General features: G+C 70.8%; 16 protein-coding genes. 10 read left to right on the top strand and 6 right to left on the bottom strand.

The features are described 5' to 3' along the window. Window positions 1-3: 3 nt before the first annotated feature. The 4 genes from AC07DS_RS44430 (at window position 4) to AC07DS_RS44415 (ending at window position 5,964) form a co-directional block, all read left to right on the top strand. Entirely contained in the window at window positions 4-3,135 is a 3,132-nt protein-coding gene (locus AC07DS_RS44430; RefSeq protein ID WP_479154418.1) for a sacsin N-terminal ATP-binding-like domain-containing protein, read from the top strand. Window positions 3,136-3,247: 112 nt separating this feature from the next. Then, window positions 3,248-4,006 (top strand): calcium-binding protein, encoded by a 759-nt coding sequence (locus AC07DS_RS44425; RefSeq protein ID WP_479154417.1) that lies wholly within the window; start codon window positions 3,248-3,250, stop codon window positions 4,004-4,006. A gap of 63 nt (window positions 4,007-4,069) precedes the next feature. Next, the gene (locus tag AC07DS_RS44420) at window positions 4,070-4,939 is read left to right on the top strand and encodes a hypothetical protein (protein WP_479154416.1); all 870 of its coding nucleotides are present in this window, start codon (window positions 4,070-4,072) and stop codon (window positions 4,937-4,939) included. A gap of 194 nt (window positions 4,940-5,133) precedes the next feature. Next, window positions 5,134-5,964 carry a hypothetical protein gene (locus AC07DS_RS44415; protein ID WP_479154415.1) on the top strand — a complete coding sequence of 277 codons (831 nt, stop codon included), beginning with the start codon at window positions 5,134-5,136 and terminating at the stop codon, window positions 5,962-5,964. A gap of 79 nt (window positions 5,965-6,043) precedes the next feature. Here AC07DS_RS44415 and AC07DS_RS44410 read toward each other — a convergent pair whose 3' ends face one another. After that, on the bottom strand, window positions 6,044-6,424 hold the full coding sequence (locus tag AC07DS_RS44410; RefSeq protein ID WP_479154414.1) for a DUF6086 family protein: 381 nt from the start codon (window positions 6,422-6,424) through the stop codon (window positions 6,044-6,046). After that, a complete protein-coding gene (locus AC07DS_RS44405) occupies window positions 6,412-9,924 on the bottom strand; it encodes an ALF repeat-containing protein (RefSeq protein WP_479154413.1) in 3,513 nt (1,170 codons plus the stop codon). The genes AC07DS_RS44410 and AC07DS_RS44405 overlap by 13 nt, the downstream gene beginning before the upstream one ends. Before the next feature lie 581 nt (window positions 9,925-10,505). Here AC07DS_RS44405 and AC07DS_RS44400 point away from each other — a divergent pair. Together AC07DS_RS44400 and AC07DS_RS44395 are read left to right on the top strand one after the other, a co-directional pair. After that, window positions 10,506-10,985, top strand: a complete 480-nt coding sequence (locus AC07DS_RS44400) for a hypothetical protein (protein ID WP_479154412.1) — start codon at window positions 10,506-10,508, stop codon at window positions 10,983-10,985. Between the two features lie 89 nt (window positions 10,986-11,074). Further along, the gene (locus AC07DS_RS44395) at window positions 11,075-12,634 is read left to right on the top strand and encodes an FG-GAP-like repeat-containing protein (RefSeq protein WP_479154411.1); all 1,560 of its coding nucleotides are present in this window, start codon (window positions 11,075-11,077) and stop codon (window positions 12,632-12,634) included. A gap of 3 nt (window positions 12,635-12,637) precedes the next feature. Here the strand turns inward: AC07DS_RS44395 and AC07DS_RS44390 are convergent, their stop codons facing one another. Beyond that, window positions 12,638-15,034 (bottom strand): HAD-IC family P-type ATPase, encoded by a 2,397-nt coding sequence (locus AC07DS_RS44390; RefSeq protein WP_479154410.1) that lies wholly within the window; start codon window positions 15,032-15,034, stop codon window positions 12,638-12,640. Window positions 15,035-15,140: 106 nt separating this feature from the next. Next, complete coding sequence (locus AC07DS_RS44385) at window positions 15,141-15,410, bottom strand: DUF2530 domain-containing protein (RefSeq protein WP_479154409.1); 270 nt, start codon at window positions 15,408-15,410, stop codon at window positions 15,141-15,143. 162 nt (window positions 15,411-15,572) lie between these two features. Between AC07DS_RS44385 and AC07DS_RS44380 the strand changes: the two genes are divergently transcribed. Then, a complete protein-coding gene (locus AC07DS_RS44380; protein ID WP_479154408.1) occupies window positions 15,573-17,024 on the top strand; it encodes an NCS2 family permease in 1,452 nt (483 codons plus the stop codon). Here the strand turns inward: AC07DS_RS44380 and AC07DS_RS44375 are convergent, their stop codons facing one another. Then, complete coding sequence (locus AC07DS_RS44375) at window positions 17,025-17,219, bottom strand: ribbon-helix-helix protein, CopG family (RefSeq protein ID WP_468813409.1); 195 nt, start codon at window positions 17,217-17,219, stop codon at window positions 17,025-17,027. A 154-nt stretch (window positions 17,220-17,373) separates the two neighbouring features. Between AC07DS_RS44375 and AC07DS_RS44370 the strand changes: the two genes are divergently transcribed. Both AC07DS_RS44370 and AC07DS_RS44365 read left to right on the top strand, forming a co-directional pair. Continuing rightward, the gene (locus tag AC07DS_RS44370; RefSeq protein ID WP_055708584.1) at window positions 17,374-17,811 is read left to right on the top strand and encodes a MarR family winged helix-turn-helix transcriptional regulator; all 438 of its coding nucleotides are present in this window, start codon (window positions 17,374-17,376) and stop codon (window positions 17,809-17,811) included. Between the two features lie 102 nt (window positions 17,812-17,913). Beyond that, window positions 17,914-19,185: an MFS transporter gene (locus tag AC07DS_RS44365; RefSeq protein ID WP_479154407.1), complete on the top strand. Its 1,272-nt coding sequence runs from the start codon at window positions 17,914-17,916 to the stop codon at window positions 19,183-19,185. A 23-nt stretch (window positions 19,186-19,208) separates the two neighbouring features. On the opposite strand, the gene AC07DS_RS44360 is transcribed toward AC07DS_RS44365, so the two are convergent. Continuing rightward, window positions 19,209-19,745: a GNAT family N-acetyltransferase gene (locus AC07DS_RS44360; protein WP_479154406.1), complete on the bottom strand. Its 537-nt coding sequence runs from the start codon at window positions 19,743-19,745 to the stop codon at window positions 19,209-19,211. Window positions 19,746-19,822: 77 nt separating this feature from the next. On the opposite strand from AC07DS_RS44360, the gene thpR reads away from it, so the two are divergent. Next, a complete protein-coding gene (gene thpR / locus AC07DS_RS44355; protein WP_479154405.1) occupies window positions 19,823-20,395 on the top strand; it encodes an RNA 2',3'-cyclic phosphodiesterase in 573 nt (190 codons plus the stop codon). Window positions 20,396-20,553 lie beyond the last annotated feature (158 nt).

Raw genomic sequence — 20,553 nt, 5'->3', positions numbered from 1 at the left:
AACGTGAGCAAGTTCGTGCGGCCGGCGGCCGAGGGCGCCGACCCCTTCGGCACCGCCCGTCTGCGCCGTGGTGTGCTCGACGCCTGGGCCACCAGCCCCGCCCGGTTCCGCGAGGACGCCAACGCCGAGGAGGACCTGGTCCTCGGCGGCTACCGGGACCGGCTCGTGGTGGAGCTGGCCCAGAACGCCGCCGACGCCGCCGCCCGTGCGCGGACACCGGGCCGGTTGCGTCTCACCCTCCGTGACGGCGTCCTGGTCGCGGCGAACACCGGCGCCCCCCTGGACGCGACCGGTGTCGAGTCGCTGTCCACCTTGCGGGCCTCCGCCAAGCGTGACGCGCAGGACGACCCCCACGGCGCCGTCGGCCGGTTCGGTGTCGGCTTCGCCGCCGTACTCTCCGTCACCGACGAGCCCGCGATCGTCGGCCGGCACGGCGGTGTCCGCTGGGCCCTGGCGGAGGCGCGCGAGCTGGCCGCCGGCACGGCCCGGCACAGCCCCGGCCTCGGTGACGAGGTCCGCCGCCGCGACGGACATGTCCCGCTCCTCCGCCTCCCGTTCGCCGCCGAGGGCTCCGCCCCGGAGCCGTACGACACCGCCGTCATTCTGCCCCTGCGGGACGCCGCCGCGGCCGACCTCGCCGAACGCCTCCTCGACGCCGTCGACGACGCCCTGCTCCTCGCCCTGCCCGGGCTGGAGGAAGTGGTGGTGGAGGTCGGCGAGGACGCCCCGCGCACCCTGCGCCGCCGTACCGAGGGCGCCGTCACCGTCGTGGAGGACTCGCGGGAGGGGACCACCAGCTGGCGTACGGTCTCCGCGCACGGGCCGCTCACCCCGGACCTGCTCGCCGACCGCCCGGTGGAGGAGCGCCTGCGCCCGCACTGGTCGGTGACCTGGGCCGTGCCGACCGACGCCGGCGGCCGCCCGGTACGGCCGCGCACCACCCCGGTCGTGCACGCTCCCACCCCCAGCGACGAGCCTCTCGGCGTCCCCGCCTTGCTGATCGCCTCCTTCCCGCTGGACACCACCCGCCGGCACGCGGCCCCCGGTCCGCTGACCGACTTCCTGGTGCAGCGGGCGGCGGACTCCTACACCGAACTGCTCGCCGAGTGGCGGCCGGTGACGGAGGGCGTGATCGACCTCGTACCCGGGCCGCTGGGCAAGGGCGAGCTGGACGGCGCGCTGCGACAGGCGGTCCTGGAGCGGCTGCCGCGCACCGCGTTCCTGCCTCCGGCCGTCGCCCCCGGGAGCGACGAAGAGCTTCCGGAGGCACTGCGGCCACGGGACGCGGAGGTGGTGGAGGGCGCCGGGGCGGACACCGTACGGGTCCTCGCCGAGGTGCTGCCGACGCTCCTTCCCGCGGGCCTCGAGCGCCGCGTCGAGCTGCGCACCCTCGGGGTCGCCCGGCTCCCGCTCGCCGACGCCGTCGACCGCCTCGCCGGCCTGGAGAAGGACCCCGACTGGTGGTGGCGGCTCTACGACAGCCTCGCCGGGGTCGACCCCGACCGGCTCTCGGGACTTCCGGTGCCCCTCGCGGACGGCCGTACGACCATCGGGCCCCGGCAGGTCCTGCTCCCCGCCCCGGACGCCGCGCCCCTCGACCCGGACGTCCTCGGCCGGCTGGGCCTCAAGCTCGCCCACGAGGACGCCGCGCACCCGCTGCTGGAGAAGCTGGGCGCGCTGCCCGCCTCCCCGCGCGCGGTGCTGACCACCCCGCAGGTGCGGGCCGCCGTGGCGAACTCCCTGGACGACGAGGGCGGGGCGCTGTGGGAGGAGGACGCTCCCGACGCCGAGGAGCTGGCCGACACCGTCCTCGCCCTGGTGCGCGACGCGGGCCTGGATCCCGGTGACGAGCCCTGGCTGGGGGCCCTCGCGCTGCCCGACGAGGACGGCGAACTTGCCCCGGCGGGCGAACTCGTCTTCCCCGGCAGCCCCTTCGCCCGCGTGATCCGCGAGGACGAACTGGCCTCGGTGGACGCCGAGCTGGCGGCGAAGTGGGGCGAACAGCCCCTCACCGCCTGTGGTGTCCTCGCGGACTTCGCTCTGGTGCGTGCCTCGGACGTGGTCCTCGACCCGGACGAACTGGAGCCCCGCGAGGGAGACTTCGCCGAGCCGGACGACGCCGGTCTGCTGGACGCCGTGGACGTGTGGTGCGAGGACATCCTCGACCGCTTCCCCGACAGCCCGGTGCCCCCGGTCGCCACCGAACTCGTCGCCGTACGGGACCTCGACCTGGTCGACGACGACCACTGGCCCGAGGCACTCTCCCTGCTCGCCCGGCCGCCGCTGCGCGACGCCCTCACGCAGCCGGTGCGGATCCTGCTGCCCGACGGCACCCACGAGGTCGTCCGCCCGTACACGGCGTGGTGGCTGCGCGGGCACCCGGTCCTTGACGGACGCCGGCCCGCCGGTCTGCTCGCGGCCGGCGGGGACCCGCTGCTGCGCGGCCTGTACGACGAGGCCGACGCGACCGGCTTCGGCGACGAGCAGGTGCTGCGCGCGCTGGGCGTGCGGACCTCCGTGGCCGCCCTGCTGGACGAGCCCGGCGGCGCCGTCGAACTGCTGGACCGCCTCGCCGACCCGGAGCGGCCGGTCACCGCGGCCCAACTGCACGCCCTGTACGGCGCTCTGGCCGAGCTGGACCCGGAGCAGGTGACCCTGCCGGACGAACTGCGGGCCGTGACCGACGGACGGGTGACGGTGGTGGACGCGGCCGACGCGGTCGTGGTCGACTCGCCCGACCTGCTGCCCTTCACCTCCGGTGTCCCGCTGCTGCCGGTCCGCCCGGCCCGGGCCGCCGAGCTGGCCGAGCTGTTCCAGGTGCGGCGGCTGAGCGAGTCCGTCACCGGCGAGGTGACCTCCGAGGGCACCGAGCACGACGTACCGGACCCGGTGCGGGTGCTGCTCGGTCCGCGCACGCCCGGCACCTACGTCGAGCACGAGGAACTGGTCGTGGACGGCGTGGAGATCGACTGGCGGATGACCGGCGACGGCGTCCTGCACGCGGCCACCCTGGAGGGCGTCGCCGCGGGCCTCGCCTGGGCGGCGGGCCAGTGGCCGCGCCGCTTCGAGGTGGCGGCCCTGCTGGAGGATCCGTCGCGGACGGAGGAGCTGGCGCGGGACCGGTGGTTCGACTGACCTCCGCAACTCTCACACCAATTCCTTACCAGTAGTACAACCTTTCACTTCTGTCCCACGTCCTGTCTGTGGAGTCGCGTGACTCCACAGACAACCAACGTGGGGAAAACACATGCGCGTTCGCGTCTCGGTCGCCGCCGTCAGCGGCGCTCTGGCCCTGTCCGCCCTAGCCGTTCCGGCCGCGCAGGCCGACGGCGGCTACGGCGACACCAAGATCACCAAGGTGGTCGTGGACGGCGACAACAAGGTGTCCATGGGCACCTCCAGCCCGGTGACGGTCAAGGTGAGTGTGACCGCCACGGACAACTCGGGCATCAAGGATGCCGACGAGTTCTCGCTGAAGGGTCCCGACTACGGCTTCGAGACGACCGGCAAGCCCACCTGCGCCGTCGTCAACGCCACCACCTCCACCTGCACCGCCTCGGTGACCATCGACCCGAGGACGGACTACTTCAGGAACAAGAACGCCGGCACCTGGTACGTCGACGCGTGGGTCAACGGCAACGACGACGACTTCATCCAGCAGGACAAGGCCGGCTCGTTCTCCTTCCAGCGCGCCGCGAAGCTCACCGCCAATGCCACGCCCGAGCCGGTGAAGAAGGGCAAGACCCTCACGGTCACCGGTGCCCTCACCCGGGCCAACTGGGAGACGCTGAAGTACAGCGGCTACGGCTCCCAGTCGGTGAAGCTGCAGTTCCGCAAGAAGGGCTCCAGCACCTACACCACGCTGAAGACCGTCAAGGCGGACACCAAGGGCAACCTGAAGACCACGACCACCGCCACGGCCGACGGCTACTACCGCTTCTCCTTCGCGGGCAACTCGTCCACCGCCGCGGTCAGCGCCGCCGGTGACCTCGTCGACGTCCGGTAGGCCCGCAGTGCCGTAGTCCGGATCCACCGGAACACCCGTACATCCACTCTTCCGAGGAAACACATGCGCATTCGTGCCACTGTTGCCGCCGCTGCCGGCGCCCTGGCCCTCTCCGCCCTCGTCGTGCCGGCCGCGCACGCCGCCGACGGCCCGTCCCGCTCCGAATTCGCGAAGGTCCTGTCGCAGCAGGCGTCCGGCAGGACCGCCGGATCCGGTCCGGTGGGCGACCTGGACGTCTCCTTCTCCGGCTTCAAGATCGCCAAGGCGATCAAGGTCGGCACGACCGCCCACGTCTCCTCCGTGGTCAGCTACACGGTGACCCACGGTGCCGACGTCGACGTCACCTCCGAGAACTTCTTCACCCTGCCCGCGCTCTACCGCGGCTCCTCCGACACCCCGGACAACGACCTGGGTACCGACGATCCCGCGACCTGCGTCGACACCTCGGCGACCACCGCCGTCTGCAAGTCCCAGATCGACATCTACCCGTCGGGCTCCGACAGCTCGCGGCTGAAGAACTCCCAGGCGGGCACCTGGCACGGCGCCGCGTTCGCCCTGGACTTCAAGTCCGAGAAGAGCGCCGCCCAGTTCGACCTCGCCACCACCCTCGTCCAGCGCAACTCCAAGCTGACGGTCAACGCCGCGCCCGAGCCGGTGAAGAAGGGCAGGACCCTCACGGTCACGGGCAAGCTGTCCCGGGCCAACTGGGAGACGCACAAGTACGCCGGCTACACCGACCAGTCGGTGAAGCTGCAGTTCCGCAAGAAGGGCTCCAGCACCTACACCACGCTGAAGACCGTCAAGTCCAACTCCACGGGTGACCTGAGGACGACCACCACCGCGTCGGCCGACGGTTACTACCGCTTCGCCTTCGCGGGCACCTCGACCACCCCGGCGGTCAACGCCACGGGTGACTTCGTCGACGTGAAGTAAGCGCTGCCGTTCCGGCTCCGGAGCCCTGCGCCTCCGGAGCCGGAACGTTTCCTCTCACTTGTGCCATGGCCTGGCAATGCGCGGCCCAAATCTGGCCGGGAAGCGCTCTTGCCGTACAACCAGTTGCACCGCTCATGGATCTGATCGCTCGAGTCAACCGACTCCACGATCACTTCTCCCCCAGGGGAACGCACATGCGCATTCGTGCCACCGTGGCCGCCGTCTCCGGCGCCCTGGCCCTCTCCGCTCTCGCCGTGCCGGCCGCGCAGGCCGCTCCGACCAGCGGAACGCCCTACACGCTGAACGTGAGCTTCTCGAACGTCACGATCGCCAAGGCGATCAAGGTCGGTTCCACCAACAAGGTCAGCACGACGTACTCGTACACGCTGACGCACGGCGCGGACGTGGACATCACCAAGAGCGACTTCTACACGGACGCCTTCCTCTACAAGGGCTCCTACGACACCGAGACCAGTGAGCTGTACGGCGACAACCCGGCGACCTGCACGCCCACCTCGTCGACCACCGCCACCTGCACCGGCACGGTCGACATCTACCCGACCGACCCCGACCCGAAGAGCGCGGACGCCGGCACCTGGGGTGTGGCAGCCGAGGCGGTCGCCTTCAACGGTCAGTCCCAGAGCAACCCGGACCTGAGCAAGGTCGGCTACAACGACCATGGCGGCCTCGGCAGCACCCTGGTGCAGCGCTACTCCAAGCTCACGGTCGACGCCGGCCCGGAGCCGGTCACCAAGGGCAAGACCCTCACGGTGACGGGCAAGCTGTCCCGCGCCAACTGGGACGACAACCTGTACCACGGCTACACCAACCAGCCGGTCAAGCTGCAGTTCCGCAAGGCGGGCACGAGCACGTACACCACCGTCAAGACGGTGTACACGGACTCCTCCGGCAACCTGAAGACCACCACCACCGCGAACTACGACGGCTACTGGCGCTTCAGCTTCGCGGGCACCTCGACGACCCCGGCGGTCAGCGCCACCGGCGACTACGTCGACGTGAAGTAACTCTCCGGTCGCACATATGGGACCGGCCGCCCCACCGGTGTCTCGCCGGTGGGGCGGCCGTCCTCGGGGGACTGTGCGGTCAGTCCTCCACCCACATGCCGCGCACGTAGGTGTCGTGCTCTGCCAGCAGCCCCTCCTCCCGCTCAGGATCACGGACGATCGCGCGGCCACCGTTCCCCAGCATCACGATCGAGGAGAGCAACAGCCCCCGCAGCTGATCGCGCAGGATGAAGTGCGTGGTGGAGCAGTAGGAGTCGTACATGCCCTGGGTGAACGCCTGGAACGTCCCCAGATCCACGTAGGCGCCGCCGCGCGCGTTGGGCGTCAGGCCCGTGGGCAGGTCCAGGACTTCGCCGACGCCCTGGGCGAGGGCCACGTACAGCTTGCCCACCCGGAGCGCGGGATCCCAGAGGGTCCTGGTGTGGTCGGGCGTCTCGAATTCGTAGCTCAGTGGTCCCACCTGATCCTGATGTCCTCGTGGGGATACAGCTCCCGCAGATGCTGCACACGGGCCTCGACCGCTGCCCTGAACCGCGGATCGATGTTCGGGTGCGTGTACCGGAACCCGATCGGGGAGTTCCGGTAGTACTCGGGCAACTGCTTGCGCGCCCGCAAGTACTTCTCGAACTTTCCGTCGATGTTCTTGAGGATCCACCCGTCGTCCGCGTAGAAGGTGTCCTTCAGCTCCCAGAGCACGTCATCGTCGAAGTGGTCGATGTCGGTGATCAAGTTGCCCGTGACGGGGTCGAAGACCTCGTAGTTCTCCTTGCCCTCGAGGCAGCCCTTCCCGGCCCCGGCCTTCGCCACCGCCGCCGTACGCACCATGCCCGAGGCGGCGGACAGGATCTTGCACCCGCGCTTCAGCAGCTTCAGTTTGTCGTAGATCCGGTCCAGGGCCTTGAACTTGCTGCTGAGCAGCGCGTCCACCGCGAGACTGCCGCAGGACTCGAAGTCCTTCTTCTCCATGCAGGCCTCGTACTGGCCGAGGCCCAGCAGCTCCTTCTCCACGTTCCAGAGCTGCTCCATGGCATCGCCGAACTCCTTGCCGTGCGCCAGGATGTCGCAGTAGATCTCCTGGTGCTGGCACCAGCGGGCGAAGTCCACCGGGTCGCAGGGGACGATGGCCTGCCCGCAGCGGTACAGCTCGCGGGCGCGCGCCCCGGCGTCGTTCTTGGCCTTCTCCTTGGCCTCCACGGCGGCCTTGCGCCGTGCTTCCGCCTCCTCCCGGTACTTCTGCACCGAGACCTTGAACGCGTCCGTCGCCGCCTTCATCGCGGCGTCGGCGTCCTTGCCCGCCGCGACCGCGGACTTCCACGCCTGGTCGGCGTAGTACGAGGCGCTCGAAGCGGCCGTCTGGGCGGTCTCCGAGGAGAGCGTGGCGTCCGCCGCCGACCTGGCCGCGTCGGCGGCATCGCGATCGGCGCGGTTCGCGGCATCGCGGGCCGTCCTGGCGGACGCCGCCGCCTGGGCCGCCGACGTCTCGGCGTCCTTGGCGTACTGGTCGGCCTTCTTGGCGTACTCCTGCGCGTCGGCGTAGGCCGCGTTCGCCTTCTTCGCCCAGTCGTTGGCCTCGGTCGACGCCTTGCGGGCGGTCGCGGCCACCTTCTGGGCCGTGGCGGCGTTCTGCCGTGCGGTGGCGGCGACCTTCGCCGCGTCCGCGATCAGCTTCTGCACCCGGGCCACGTGGGTGGCGGACAGGTAGTCCTTGCGCAGCGCCTTGTACTGGCCGGAGACGATGAAGGCGTGCAAGGCCTGCGGCGAGCCCTCCAGGGCGATCCGCGCGGCGGACTTCACCTCGGGGGTGCCGCTGTCGACCAGCTGCGCCGCCCGGACCCGCTCGTCCTGCGTCCGCGCGCTGTGCTGCGTGGTGAGCAGGAACTCGCTGAACTTCTTCGGTTCGCCGGTGGCGAGGGCCTTGCGGCCCGCGTCGGTGACCACGGGACCGGCCCCGTCGAGCACCTGGGCGACGGCGACCCGCATGGCCTCGGCGGCCACCTGGTACTGGCCGTTGGCCACGAACTCGCCGATGGCGGCGGCGTCCCCGTCGAGAGCGGTCTCGGCCGCGTCCCGTACCGCCTTGTTCTCGCTCTCCTCGGCGAGGCGCTCCACGTAGGACCGCTGGTCCTGCTGCTCGGCGGTCTTCCAGCCGTTGCGCAGGTAGTCGACGACGACCTCGTCGGTTCCGCCGAGCGCGGCCTCGGCCGCGCCGCGTCGCCAGGCCGTACCGCCCTTCATCACGCGCACGGCCAGGGTGCGGCCCTGCTTGGCGACGGCGGCGAGGTCGGCGTCGGGCCCGGCCGCCTCGGCGACCAGGCGGTCCCGCTCGGCCTGCCGGTCCTTGGCGGCCTTCTCCAGCGCGGCCTGCGCGGCCGTACGGGCGTCGTCCTGGTCCTTGTCGTCCCGGGCGCGTTCGATGCCGGCGTTCGTGCGGCCCTGCAGTTCCTCGGCCTCGACCTGGCGGGCGAGCGTGTAGATCTCCTGGGCCTTGGACACGGCGGCGTTGGCCGCGTTGGCCGCCTCGGTCGCGGCGTTGGCGTGTTCCGTCGACCTGGTGGCGGCCTTCGCGGACTCGCCGGCGTGCTCGGCCGCTTCCCGGGCCGCCTTGCCGGCGTTCCGGGCATGGGTGGCCGCGGACGTCGCGGCGTCCCGGGCCTCGCGTGCGGCCTTGCCCGCCTTGCGCGCCAGTGACTCGGCCTCGCCGGCGGCACGGTTGGCCTCACCGGCGTGGCGCCTCGCGGCGGCCGCGGCGGAGCGCGCCTCGGCGGCCTCGGCGCTCGACTGGCCCGCGTAGTTGCCGGCCTCGTCGGCCGCGTCGGCGGCGGCCTTGGCGTTGGCTCCGGCGCTCGCCGCCGAGTGGGCGGCGTCCCCGGCCGCGTCGGCGGCCTTGGCCGCCTGGTCGGCGGCGTCGGCGGCCAGCTCGGCTCCCTTGGCGGCCTTGTCGGCGTCCTCGGCCGCCTTGCGCGCCGCGTCCGCCTTCTTGGCGTCGACCGCGGCGTCGGCGGCGGAGTTGCGCGCCCGGGAGGCGGCCTGCGAGGCACCGGCCGCCGCGGCGGCCGCCTGCGCGGCCGCGTTCGCGGCGACGCGTGCCGAGTTGTTCGCGGCGTTGGCCGCGTCGATCGCCCGCTGTGCGGCGGACGCGGCCTCGGACGCGGCCGTGGCGGCCCGCTTGGCGGCGCGCGCGGCACGGTCCGTGTCGTTCTTGGCGGCCTTGGCCTCCGCCTGGGCCTCCAGGGCGGCGTCCTTGGCCAGCTCGGCGGCCTTGACCGCCTTGGCGGACTCGGTCTTGGCGGCCGCGGTCTCCTTGGCTGCCTGCCGGCCCGCTTCCTTCGCCTGTTCGGCGAGTTCGGCGACCGAGGCGTGCTCCTCGTCCTTGTCCCGGGCGACGAACTGGCCGACCCGCAGGAACTCGCGGACGTCCGCGGCGCTGCCGCCCAGCGCGAGGCGTCCGGCTGCCTTCACGTTGGTGCCGCCCACGCTGATGATCTGGACGAGCTGGACCCGCTCGTCCTCCTCCTGCTGGGTGTACTGGCCCTCGTCGAGGAACTTCCGGACATCCTCGGCGCTGCCCGCGAGGGCGGTCCGGCCGGCGTTCTGCACGTTGGGGCCGGCGGTGTCGATGATCTGGGCGACCCGGACGCGGTTGTCCTGCTCCATGGGGTCTTCCCAGCCGTCGTCCAGGAACTCGTGCAGCTGGTCCGGTGTTCCGGCGAGTGCCTGGCGGGCGGCGGTCAGCAGCTCCGGGCCGCCGACGGAGGCGAGCTGGGCGGCGGAGACCCGTTCGTCCTGGAAGGACAGGTCGTCCACCCCGGCCAGGAACGCCTGGACGTCGGCGTCGCTTCCGGTGAGTGCCGCCTCGGCCGCCGCCCTGACGCCCGGGCCGCCCTCCTGCCAGTAGTCCACGACCCGGCCGCGCTGTTCGGCGGTGGTCTGCGCCTGGGCGACGGTCCGGACGCTCGTCACGGACGGTTGGGCTCCCGCGGCGGGCGCCGCGCCCAGCAGGCCGGCGGTGAGGGCCAGGGGGAGCAGGGTGAATGCCGTTCGGCGTATCAGACGCGCCGCTTTTCCGGCGCTATCGAGCTGGTCAGTTCTTCGATTCACTGAACACCTGTCTCGGTGATCGGCGACGCCCCCGAATGCGAGTCGCCGAATAATGGAGAAGGCAGCGTAGCGCCCATCATCTTTGCAAATCGAATCGGATTTCCTCGCCGAATCCGTGCGCCGGAGTACCGGCCGACAGGATGTCCTCTTTGTCGCTTTATGGCGGCAACTGGCCTACGCGTCATGGGAGTTGCTTGGTGAAGGTGTGAAGGTTGCGCGTTGACGCGTGGCTGATCTTTGACTAACCTATGGCCTGTCTTTGCCACTGCCTGACCAGCGGTGTCTCTTGTCGGGGCCCTCTTCTGCCCCATTTCTTTTAATTGCGGGGGTTATTTTGCGACGTCTTCAGTGCTGTCGGCATGCCTGCAATTGAGGTCATCTCTCTTTCGAGAATTCCTTCCTGAAGGGACTCCTCAGTGCTTTTCCATGCCCGAAAAACAGCGGTGTCCGTATTCGTGGCCGGGGTCGCCACACTCGCGGGCGTTTCCGTGGCCTCGGCCGACGACCCGCCCCCCGCTCCGTCCCCCTCGGCCCCGCCCGTCGCGGTCGAGGACTACGGGTATCCCGGAGCCGACCGCATCCTGGCCGAGAAGGGGATCAAGCTGAAGAAGGGCGACGGCCACATCCTGCTCGCCGACTGCGACCAGGCCGCCCAGCAGATCCGCGTGCTCACCGTCAAGGACGACTCCGTGGGCCGTCAGGGCACGTACTGCTTCCGGGCCACGGCCAAGTCCGGCCGCCTCACGCTCGAACTCCCGCGTGTCTTCGCGGTCGAGGCCGCCGACCATCCGGTCAGCGCCGACCTCACCGCCGACGGCAGGACCACGACGGTCAACGTGCCCCAGGGCGGCTTCGAGTCCGTCGGTGAGGGCACCGTCGGCGGCGCCAGGTCGGTGCTGGTCGAACTCCGCGTGACCGGCTGATCCGCCGACCTCCCCGTCCGTGCGCGACACCCCGCACGGACCCGAATGGCCTCTGCGTGAGCAGAGCACGTCTTGTGATGCGAGGAAACGTGACACACCCCCGTTCGCGCGGGAAGCGCACGGCGTGGACCGCCGGGGTCCTGGCGGCCGGTCTCGCGGCCGGACTCATGGGCGCGGCGCCGGCCCAGTCCGTCGTCGGTGACCAGGTCGCGACCGACGCCGACCAGTTCACCGTCAAGCTGCACATCGCCTTCGGCAAGGACAACGAACGCGCCTGCTCCGGCACCCTGGTCGACCCCCAGTGGGTGCTCACCTCGGCCAGCTGCTTCGCGGCCGACCCCCAGCACGCCACGAAGATCCCGGCGGGCAAGCCGCAGTTCCCGACCGTGGTCACCGCCGACGGCAACCGGCCCGCCACGGCGCCGGAGAAGCTGACGGTGCTGCAGCTGGTCCCGCACCCCGACCGTGACCTGGTCATGGCGCGCATCGACGACCCGAGCATCGAGGACCGGCTGGACGGTCCGTTCCCGGACATCGCCGCGGCCAAGCTCGACTCGACGGCACCGGCCCAGGGCGACCAGCTCAGGGCCGTCGGCTACGGCCGCACCAAGACCGAGTGGGCTCCGGGCAAGGCGCACACCGGCGCGTTCGGCGTGGACTCCGTCGACGCCACGACACTGGCGATCTCGCCCGCCTCCGGCGGCGCCCTGTGCGCCGGGGACGCCGGCGGCCCGGTGCTCAACGCACGCGGCAACCTGACCGCAGTGGTCACCGCGTCCTGGGGCGGCGGCTGCCTCAACTCCGACGAGACCCGTACCGGGGCCGTCGCCACCCGCGTGGACGACATCGCGGACTGGGTGCAGCGCGTGCGCATGGTCAACCGGCAGAAGTACATCAAGGACGCCATGTCGACCGCCGACTTCAACGGCGACGGCCGCTCCGACGTCGTGGCCCTCATGCAGGACGACTCGATCCAGGTCTTCTACAGCCGCCCCGACGGCACGCTGGAGTACGGCGCCTACCTGAGCGCCCTCGGCCGCCCGGGAACGGGGGTGATCCTCGCGGGTGACTTCGACGAGACGGCGGGACTCGAGATGATCACCATCTCGGACAGCGGTGACCTGTTCCTGGGGCAGAGGCGGCTGCCGCTGCCCCTGTGGACCAGGAAGAAGCTCTGGACGGACGCCGCCTGGAAGGAGCCGCTGCCGGCCGCCGTACTGCACAGCGCCACCCCGGGCCGCGACACCCCGGTCTTCCAGTGGGCCGACGGTTCCCTCTACACCTACAAGAGGGACGCCGACGGCAACCTGGTCAACCAGAAGAAGTCGATGTGGCCGGACAAGACGTGGAAGAAGGAGCACATCGCGACCGGTGACTTCAACGGCGACGGCCGGGACGACATCGCCGCTGCCGCCTCGGACGGGTCCCTGAGCCTCTACCCGGCCAAGGCCGACGGCACCTTCGACAAGGCCCGCTCGATGTGGTCCGGCAAGGACTGGACGAGCTTCCGTCCCCTGCTGGCAGGCGACTTCAACGGCGACGGCAAGGACGACATCGCCTACATGGAGGTCAACGGGCAGCTGAGCTGGTTCGCCGGAAACGGCAAGGGCGGACTGGCCCCCGGCAAGAGCATGTGGCCCACGGTCTGACGCTCACCCGGGAAAGCGGCGGTCGACCCACTTCCACAGGAACTCCAGGGCGGCCGCCGCCACCACCGCCACCGCGACAGCCGTCCACGGCATCGCCATGCCCACCAGCTTCAGGGCGAAGAAGCTCTGCAGGGCCGGGACGACGAGCACGAACAGGAACGCCACGCCCATCGACGCCACCAGGACGACCCGCCACCAGGTGTAGGGGCGGGCGATGATCGCCAGGACCCACATGGAGACCAGGAACAGGGTCAGGGTCGCCGCGCTGGTCTCCGCGTCCAGGGCGCCGGGGCCGGTGTAGTGGTGGCGGGCGATCAGATACGTCACGAAGGTCGCCGTTCCGGCCACCACCCCGCCGGGAATCGAGTACCGCATGACTCTGCGGACGAAGTGGGGGCGGGCCCGCTCCTTGTTGGGGGCCAGTGCCAGGAAGAAGGCCGGGATGCCGATGGTGAGGGTGGAGAGCAGCGTCAGGTGGCGGGGCAGGAACGGGTACTCGACCTGCCAGCACACCACCAGCACCGCGAGCAGCACCGAGTAGACCGTCTTGACCAGGAACAGGGTCGCCACCCGCGTGATGTTGCCGATGACGCGGCGGCCCTCGGCGACCACCGACGGCAGCGTCGAGAAGCTGTTGTTCAGCAGGACGATCTGGGCGACCGCCCGGGTCGCCTCCGAACCCGAGCCCATCGAGACGCCGATGTCGGCGTCCTTGAGCGCGAGCACGTCGTTCACACCGTCGCCGGTCATCGCGACCGTGTGCCCGTGCGACTGGAGCGCTCCGACCATGTCCCGCTTCTGCTGCGGGGTGACCCGGCCGAACACGGTCCCCTCGTCCAGCGCCCCGGCCATGCCCTGCGGGTCGGCCGGCATCCGGCGCGCGTCCACCGTCGACCCGGACAGACCCAGCTTGGCGGCGACCGCGGCCACGGACACCGCGTTGTCGCCGGAGATGACCTTGGCGCGGACATTCTGTTCCGCGAAGTAGCGCAGGGTGTCGGCGGCATCGGGCCGCAGCCGCTGCTCCAGCACCACGAGGGCGGTGGGGCGGGCGCCCCGGGCCGGCTCGGGATCGTCCAGGTCGCGGGTGGCGCGGGCCAGCAGCAGGACCCGCAGGCCCTGCTCGTTGAGCCGCTCGGTCTCGGCCAGGGCCGGGTCGCCCTGGGCGAGCAGTACGTCGGGGGCGCCGAGCAGCCAGGTGCTGGCCTCGCCGTCGCCCTCACTGAAGGCGGCACCGCTGTACTTGCGGGCGGAGGAGAACGGCAGCGACTCGATGCAGCGCCACTCCTCGCTGTCCGGATAGGCGTCGATGATCGCCCGGAGGGAGGCGTTGGGGCGCGGGTCGGACTCGCCGAGAGCGCCGAGGACCCTGCGCACGTACGTCTCGTCGTAGCCGTCGAGGGTCCTCAGCTCGGTGACGTCCATGCCGCCCTCGGTGAGGGTGCCGGTCTTGTCCAGGCAGACGGTGTCGACGCGGGCGAGGCCCTCGATGGCGGGCAGCTCCTGCACCAGACACTGCTTGCGGCCGAGCCGGATGACCCCGATGGCGAAGGCCACGGAGGTGAGCAGCACCAGCCCCTCCGGGACCATCGGGACGATGCCGCCGACCGTGCGGGCGATCGCGTCCTTCAGATCGTTGTTCTTGACGACCAGCTGGGTGACGACGAGCCCGATCGCGGCCGGGATCATCATCCACGTCACGTACTTGAGGATCGTGGAGATGCCCGAGCGCAGCTCCGAGTGGACGAGGGTGAAGCGGGAGGCATCCTCGGCGAGCTGGGCCGCGTAAGCCTCCCGGCCCACCTTGGTCGCCGTGAAGGCGCCGCCGCCCGCCACCACGAAACTGCCGGACATCACCTGGTCGCCGGGGTGTTTGACGACCGGGTCGGCCTCACCGGTGAGCAGTGACTCGTCGATCTCCAGACCGTCGGCCTCCGCGCACACCCCGTCCACGACGATCTTGTCGCCCGGCCCTATCTCCATGAGGTCGTCCAGGACGATCTCGTTCGTGGCCACTTCGACCGCGGCCCCGTCCCGGCGGACGGTCGGCCGCGCCTCGCCGATCACGGCGAGCGAGTCCAGGGTCTGCTTGGCCCGCCACTCCTGGACGATGCCGATCCCGGTGTTGGCGAGGATGACGAAGCCGAAGAGGCTGTCCTGGATCGGCGCGACGAACAGCGTGATCAGCCACAGCACGCCGATGATGGCGTTGAACCGGGTGAAGACGTTCGCCCGGACGATCTCGCCCATGGAGCGGCTGCTGCGTACCGGCACGTCGTTGACCTGCCCGCGCGCGACGCGCTCCGCGACCTGGGCGCCGGTCAGACCGGCCGCGGGTGCGCCCGGCGGGGACACCGGGTGGACGGGGTCGACTTCGGCGCCCGCGTCGATATGGGTCATGCATTCGACGGTACGTGCGGTTTTGCGCCTTCACCTGCCGAGTGGGCGGAAGTTCCGACCTGGGGAGGACCCGGGTCGTGCGCAGGTTGTAGAGCCGGGCCGCCGGCTACTCCGCCGCGGCTGCCGCCTTCAGCGCCGCGTCCCGCTTGATCGCCGCGTCGCGCCTGCGGACGTACCAGATGCCGATCAGGCCCAGCCCGCCGCCGGTCAGGCAGGTCCACAGCCACCAGGTGCGGTCGTGGTCGGCGAACCAGCCGTAGAAGGGGAGCTGGACCAGGAAGAGGACGAACCACACGATCGTGCCGCCGGTGATGGTGGCGACCACGGGGCCCTCCAGGGGCTCCGGCGCCTCGTGCTTGGGGGTCCACTTAGCCATGGGGGACAGCTTACGAGGCGATGCCGAGACTGAACTGTCTACGCGCGGAGATGGCGATGTAAGACTCATACGTTCATACTGAAACCGTTTGCCTTTGACCATTTCTGCTCGTATGAAACTCCAACGAGGCTCGGGGGAACCCCGTTGGTGATGAGGTCCCGCATGTCCACCTCGGCACCCGCCAAGGCCCCCGCCCCCGAACAGCCGGGTGGCCATCCCGCCTTCGGCGCCCTCGACCGCTACTTCCGCATCTCCGAGCGCGGCAGCTCCGTCGCCCGCGAGATCCGCGGCGGTCTCGCCACCTTCTTCGCGATGGCGTACATCATCGTGCTGAACCCGATCATCCTCGGCAGCGCGAAGGACATGTACGGGCACCATCTGGACAACGGCCAGCTGGTCACGGCGACCGCCCTGACGGCGGCGTTCTCCACCCTCCTCATGGGTGTCATCGGCAACGTCCCGATCGCGCTCGCCGCCGGTCTCGGCGTGAACTCGGTCGTCGCGCTCCAGCTGGCGCCCCGGATGTCCTGGCCGGACGCCATGGGCATGGTCGTGCTGGCCGGTTTCGTGGTCATGCTGCTGGTCGCCACGGGTCTGCGCGAGCGCGTGATGAACGCCGTGCCGTTCGGCCTGCGCAAGGCGATCTCCATCGGTATCGGCCTGTTCATCATGCTGATCGGCCTGGTCGACGCCGGTTTCGTCACCCGCATCCCGGACGTCGCCCAGACCACCGTGCCGCTCCAGCTCGGCAGCGACGGTCACCTGAACGGCTGGCCGGTACTGGTCTTCATCCTGGGCGCGCTGCTCACCTTCGCCCTCATCGTGCGCAAGGTGCCGGGCGCGATCCTGATCTCCATCGTCGGCATGACCGTCCTCGCGCTGATCATCAACTCCGTCGCGCACGTGACGACCTGGGGTCTGACGGTCCCGAAGTGGCCGGGCAACCCGGTGTCCACCCCCGACTTCGGTCTGATCGGCCAGTTCAGCCTGTTCGGCGGCTTCTCCAAGGTCGGCGTGCTGACCGGCGTCCTCTTCGTCTTCACGGTCCTGCTGTCCTGCTTCTTCGACGCCATGGGCACGATCATGGGCGTCAGCGACGAGGCCAAGCTGACCGACGCCCAGGGCTACATGCCGGGCATCAACAAGGTCCTCTTCGTCGACGGCCTCGCGGTCGCGGCGGGCGGTGCCAGCTCCTCCTCGGCGACCACCGCGTTCGTGGAGTCCACGGCGGGCGTCGGCGAGGGTGCGCGCACGGGTCTCGCGAACGTCGTCACGGGCGGCCTCTTCGCGGTGGCGCTCTTCCTCACCCCGGTCGCCACGATGGTCCCGTCCCAGGCGGCCACGCCGGCGCTGATCGCGGTGGGCTTCCTGATCCTGTCGAACTCCGTCAAGGAGATCGACTGGGCCGACTACACGATCGCGATCCCGGCCTTCGTGACCATGCTGATGATGCCGTTCACCTACTCGATCACCAACGGCATCGGCATGGGCTTCATCAGCTTCGTGGTGCTGCGTCTGGCGGCCGGCCGCGCGAAGGGCATCCCGGTGCCGATGTACGTCGTCTCGGCCGTCTTCCTCTTCTACTACCTGATGCCGGCCCTCGGCCTGACCTGATCACCCGGGGTCGGACGACCCCGCGTAGAACTTCTCCGTCTCCTCGACGGCGGCCTGGAACCGCTCGTCGAAGTCGTCCCGGATGAGCGTGCGGACCACATAGTCCTGCACGCTCATTCCCCTTCTGGCCGCGTGGTGCCGGAGCCTCTCGAGCAGCTCCCCGTCCATGCGCAGGCTGAGCACACTGGTCCCCATGTGTACGAGGGTCGCCATACCGGGCGGCCCGGTGCGTCACTTTCCAGAACTGGCTCACTCATACGAGTGAGCGGACGGTTCAGTGGCGGGCGTCACGGGCATTCGGGCGTGTCGCGGTGGTCTTTAGCGAGAGTAATGAGTTAAGCTAAAGAACATGCCGGACCTTACCCATGGCGACGACGCTGCCGCCGTGAACGCTCTCCGCTCCGCCGTGATGCGGCTGTCCCGTCGGCTCAAGCACCAGCGGGTCGACGAGTCGCTGAGCCCCACCGAGATGTCGGTGCTCGGCACCCTGGCCCGCTGCGGCTCGGCGACGCCGGGCGAGCTGGCCCGCAAGGAGCACGTCCAGCCGCCGTCGATGACCCGCATTGTCGCGCTGCTCGAAGCCAAAGGGCTGGTCAGGCTGGAGCCGCACCCCGAGGACCGGCGCCAGAAGGTCGTCACCCAGACCGAGCAGGCCGAGGCGATGCTCGAGGAGAGCCGCCGCAAGCGCAACGCGTTCCTGGCCGGCCTGGTCGAGGGCCTCGACGAGGACGAGTGGGCGAAACTGCGCGCCGCCGCCCCCGTGCTGGAGAAGCTCGCCCATCTGTAAGGACGTATCGCGAGGAGGCGAACCCTTTTGAGTACGGGATCCGGAGCACCTTCCGCCCCCGCACCGACCACCCCTACTACCCCTGGCCCCCGTGGATCCTCGATGTTCAGCTCGCTGAGGATCAGGAACTACCGCCTGTTCTTCCTGGGTCAGGTCGTCTCCAACACGGGCACCTGGATGCAGCGCATCGCCCAGGACTGGCTCGTGCTCAGCCTCACCGGTTCCTCCGCGGCCGTCGGCATCACGACGGCCCTGCAGTTCCTGCCGATGCTGCTGTTCGGGCTCTACGGCGGCGTCCTGGTCGACCGCCTCCCCAAGCGCCCCACGCTGCTCGTCACCCAGACCGCCATGGCCGTCACGGGTCTCGCGCTCGCCGCGCTCACCCTCACCGGCCACGTCCAGGTCTGGCACGTCTACGTCGCCGCCTTCGCCGTCGGCCTCGCCACGGTGCTCGACAACCCGGCCCGGCAGTCCTTCGTCTCCGAGATGGTCGGCCCCGAGCAGCTGCAGAACGCGGTCAGCCTGAACTCCGCCAACTTCCAGTCCGCCCGCCTGGTCGGCCCGGCCGTCGCCGGCCTGATGATCACCGGTGTGGGCACCGGCTGGGCGTTCCTCATCAACGGCCTGTCCTTCGTCGCCCCCATCGCCGGTCTGCTGCTGATGCGCGCCCGTGAGCTGCACGTGGTCGAGCGGGCGCCGAGAGGCAAGGGCCAGCTGCGCGAGGGCCTGCGCTACGTGGCGAAGCGCCCGGAGCTGATCTGGCCGATCGTCCTGGTCGGCTTCATCGGCACCTTCGGGTTCAACTTCCCGGTGTGGCTGTCGGCCTACGCCGACGACGTCTTCCACGCCGGTGCCGGCGCCTACAGCCTCTTCAACACGCTGATGGCCGTCGGCTCGCTCGGCGGAGCCCTGCTGGCGGCCCGCCGCGGCACGGCCCGGCTGCGCGTCCTGATCGCCGCCGCGGTGGCCTTCGGCACGCTGGAGACCGTGGCCGCGCTGGCCCCGTCGTACTGGCTCTTCGCGCTGCTCATGGTCCCGATCGGCGTCTTCGGCCTGACGGTCAACGTCACCGCGAACACGGCCGTGCAGATGGCCACCGACCCGGCCATGCGCGGCCGGGTGATGGCCCTGTTCATGATGGTGTTCATGGGCGGTACGCCGCTGGGCGCGCCGGTCGTCGGCTGGATCACCGACACCTACGGCCCCCGCGTCGGCTTCGTCCTCGGCGGCGTCATCTCCGCCGCCGCGGCCGCCACCGTCGGCCTGGTCCTCGCCCGCATCGGCGGTCTGCGCCTGGCCGTGGGCTGGCACCACGGCCACCCGCGCGTGCGGTTCGTGCCCAGAGAGCGCGAGCAGCTGGCGACGGCGGCCTGAGCGGTCCCCGCTCCCGGAGGGTCCTAGCGGACCCTCCGGGCCAGCACCTGCCCCGGCCAGTCGTCCGCGTCGAGCATGGTGACGCTGAAGGACTCGGTCGGCACGAAGCCGTTGCGCTCGTAGAAGGAGACCAGCTTGCCGTCGCCGCCCGCGTAGCAGTCCACCCGCAGCAGCGAGACCCCGGCCCGGCGGGTCTCCTCGGCCGCGTGGGCGAGCAGGGCGGCACCGACGCCCCGGCCCTTGAAGCGGCGGTCCGAGGCGAAGGTGTGGATGTAGCGCTCGGGCTCGTCGGCGGGCCGCAGATACTCGCCGGGCGCGTCGGTGAGGGTGAGCGTGGCCGCCGGGACACCGTCGTACTCGGCGACGTACGGGGCGCCCTCGGTGACGTACCGGGTGATCATGGCCACCGCCCTCGGGTTCTCCGACCAGGGTGTCGTGCCCCACTGCTGGGTGCGCCCCTGGGCCACCAGCCACTCCACGGCACTGTCGAACATGCCGAGGATCACGGGGATGTCGTCAGGCCTGCCTGCTCTGATGCTGATCTTCCCGTTCTTCTCCATGCACCTGATCATGCCCGCCCGGGAGGTGCGGGGGCAGCCGCCTGGCCCGGTGATCCGTTCCCTGGGAGGGTGACGTCATGAGACTCTTCGCCGCCGTGCTGCCCCCGGAGGACGTGACCAACGAACTCGCCGCCGAGGTCGCCGTGTTGCGTGCGCTGCCGGGCGCCGACGGACTGCGCTGGACCGGCCGCCCCGGCTGGCACTTCACCCTCGCCTTCTACGGCGAGGTCGACGACGAACTCGTACCGGACCTCTCGGACCGGCTGGAGCGCGCGGCCCGCCACACGGAGCCCTTCCCGCTGGCGCTGGCCGGCGGCGGCCAGTTCGGCCATGGACGGGCCCTGTGGGCGGGTGCCTCCGGCGATCTGGAGACCCTGCGCCTGCTGGCCGACCGCACGGAGGCGGCGGCGCGGAAGGCCGGGGTGCCGATGGGGGAGCACCGCCGCTACAAGGCCCACCTGACGGTGGCCCGCAGCCGGGACACGGTGGACGTACGGCCGTACGTCGAGAGCCTCCGCGACTTCACGAGCCGCACCTGGACCGTGGCCGAGCTGGCCCTGGTGCGCAGCAACCTGCCGAGGTCCGGGGTGCCCGGCGAGCAGCCCCGCTACGAGGCGGTCGCCCGCTGGGCGCTCGGCGGGGCCGGTTAGGCTCGGGTACGTGGACCCGAAAACCCGGAACCGGATCATGGCCGGTGTGCTTGTGCTGATGTTCGTGGTGGTTGCCGTGGTGGGGGGGGGGGGGGGGGGGGGGGGCGGCGAGGAGGGGGGGGCGGACAGTGCGGGGTGAGGATCAAGACAGCACGAAG

Source organism: Streptomyces sp. NPDC044064 (genome assembly GCF_056434245.1).
Note: the sequence above shows the minus strand (reverse complement) of the source record. Positions and strands in the feature narration are given on the sequence as shown.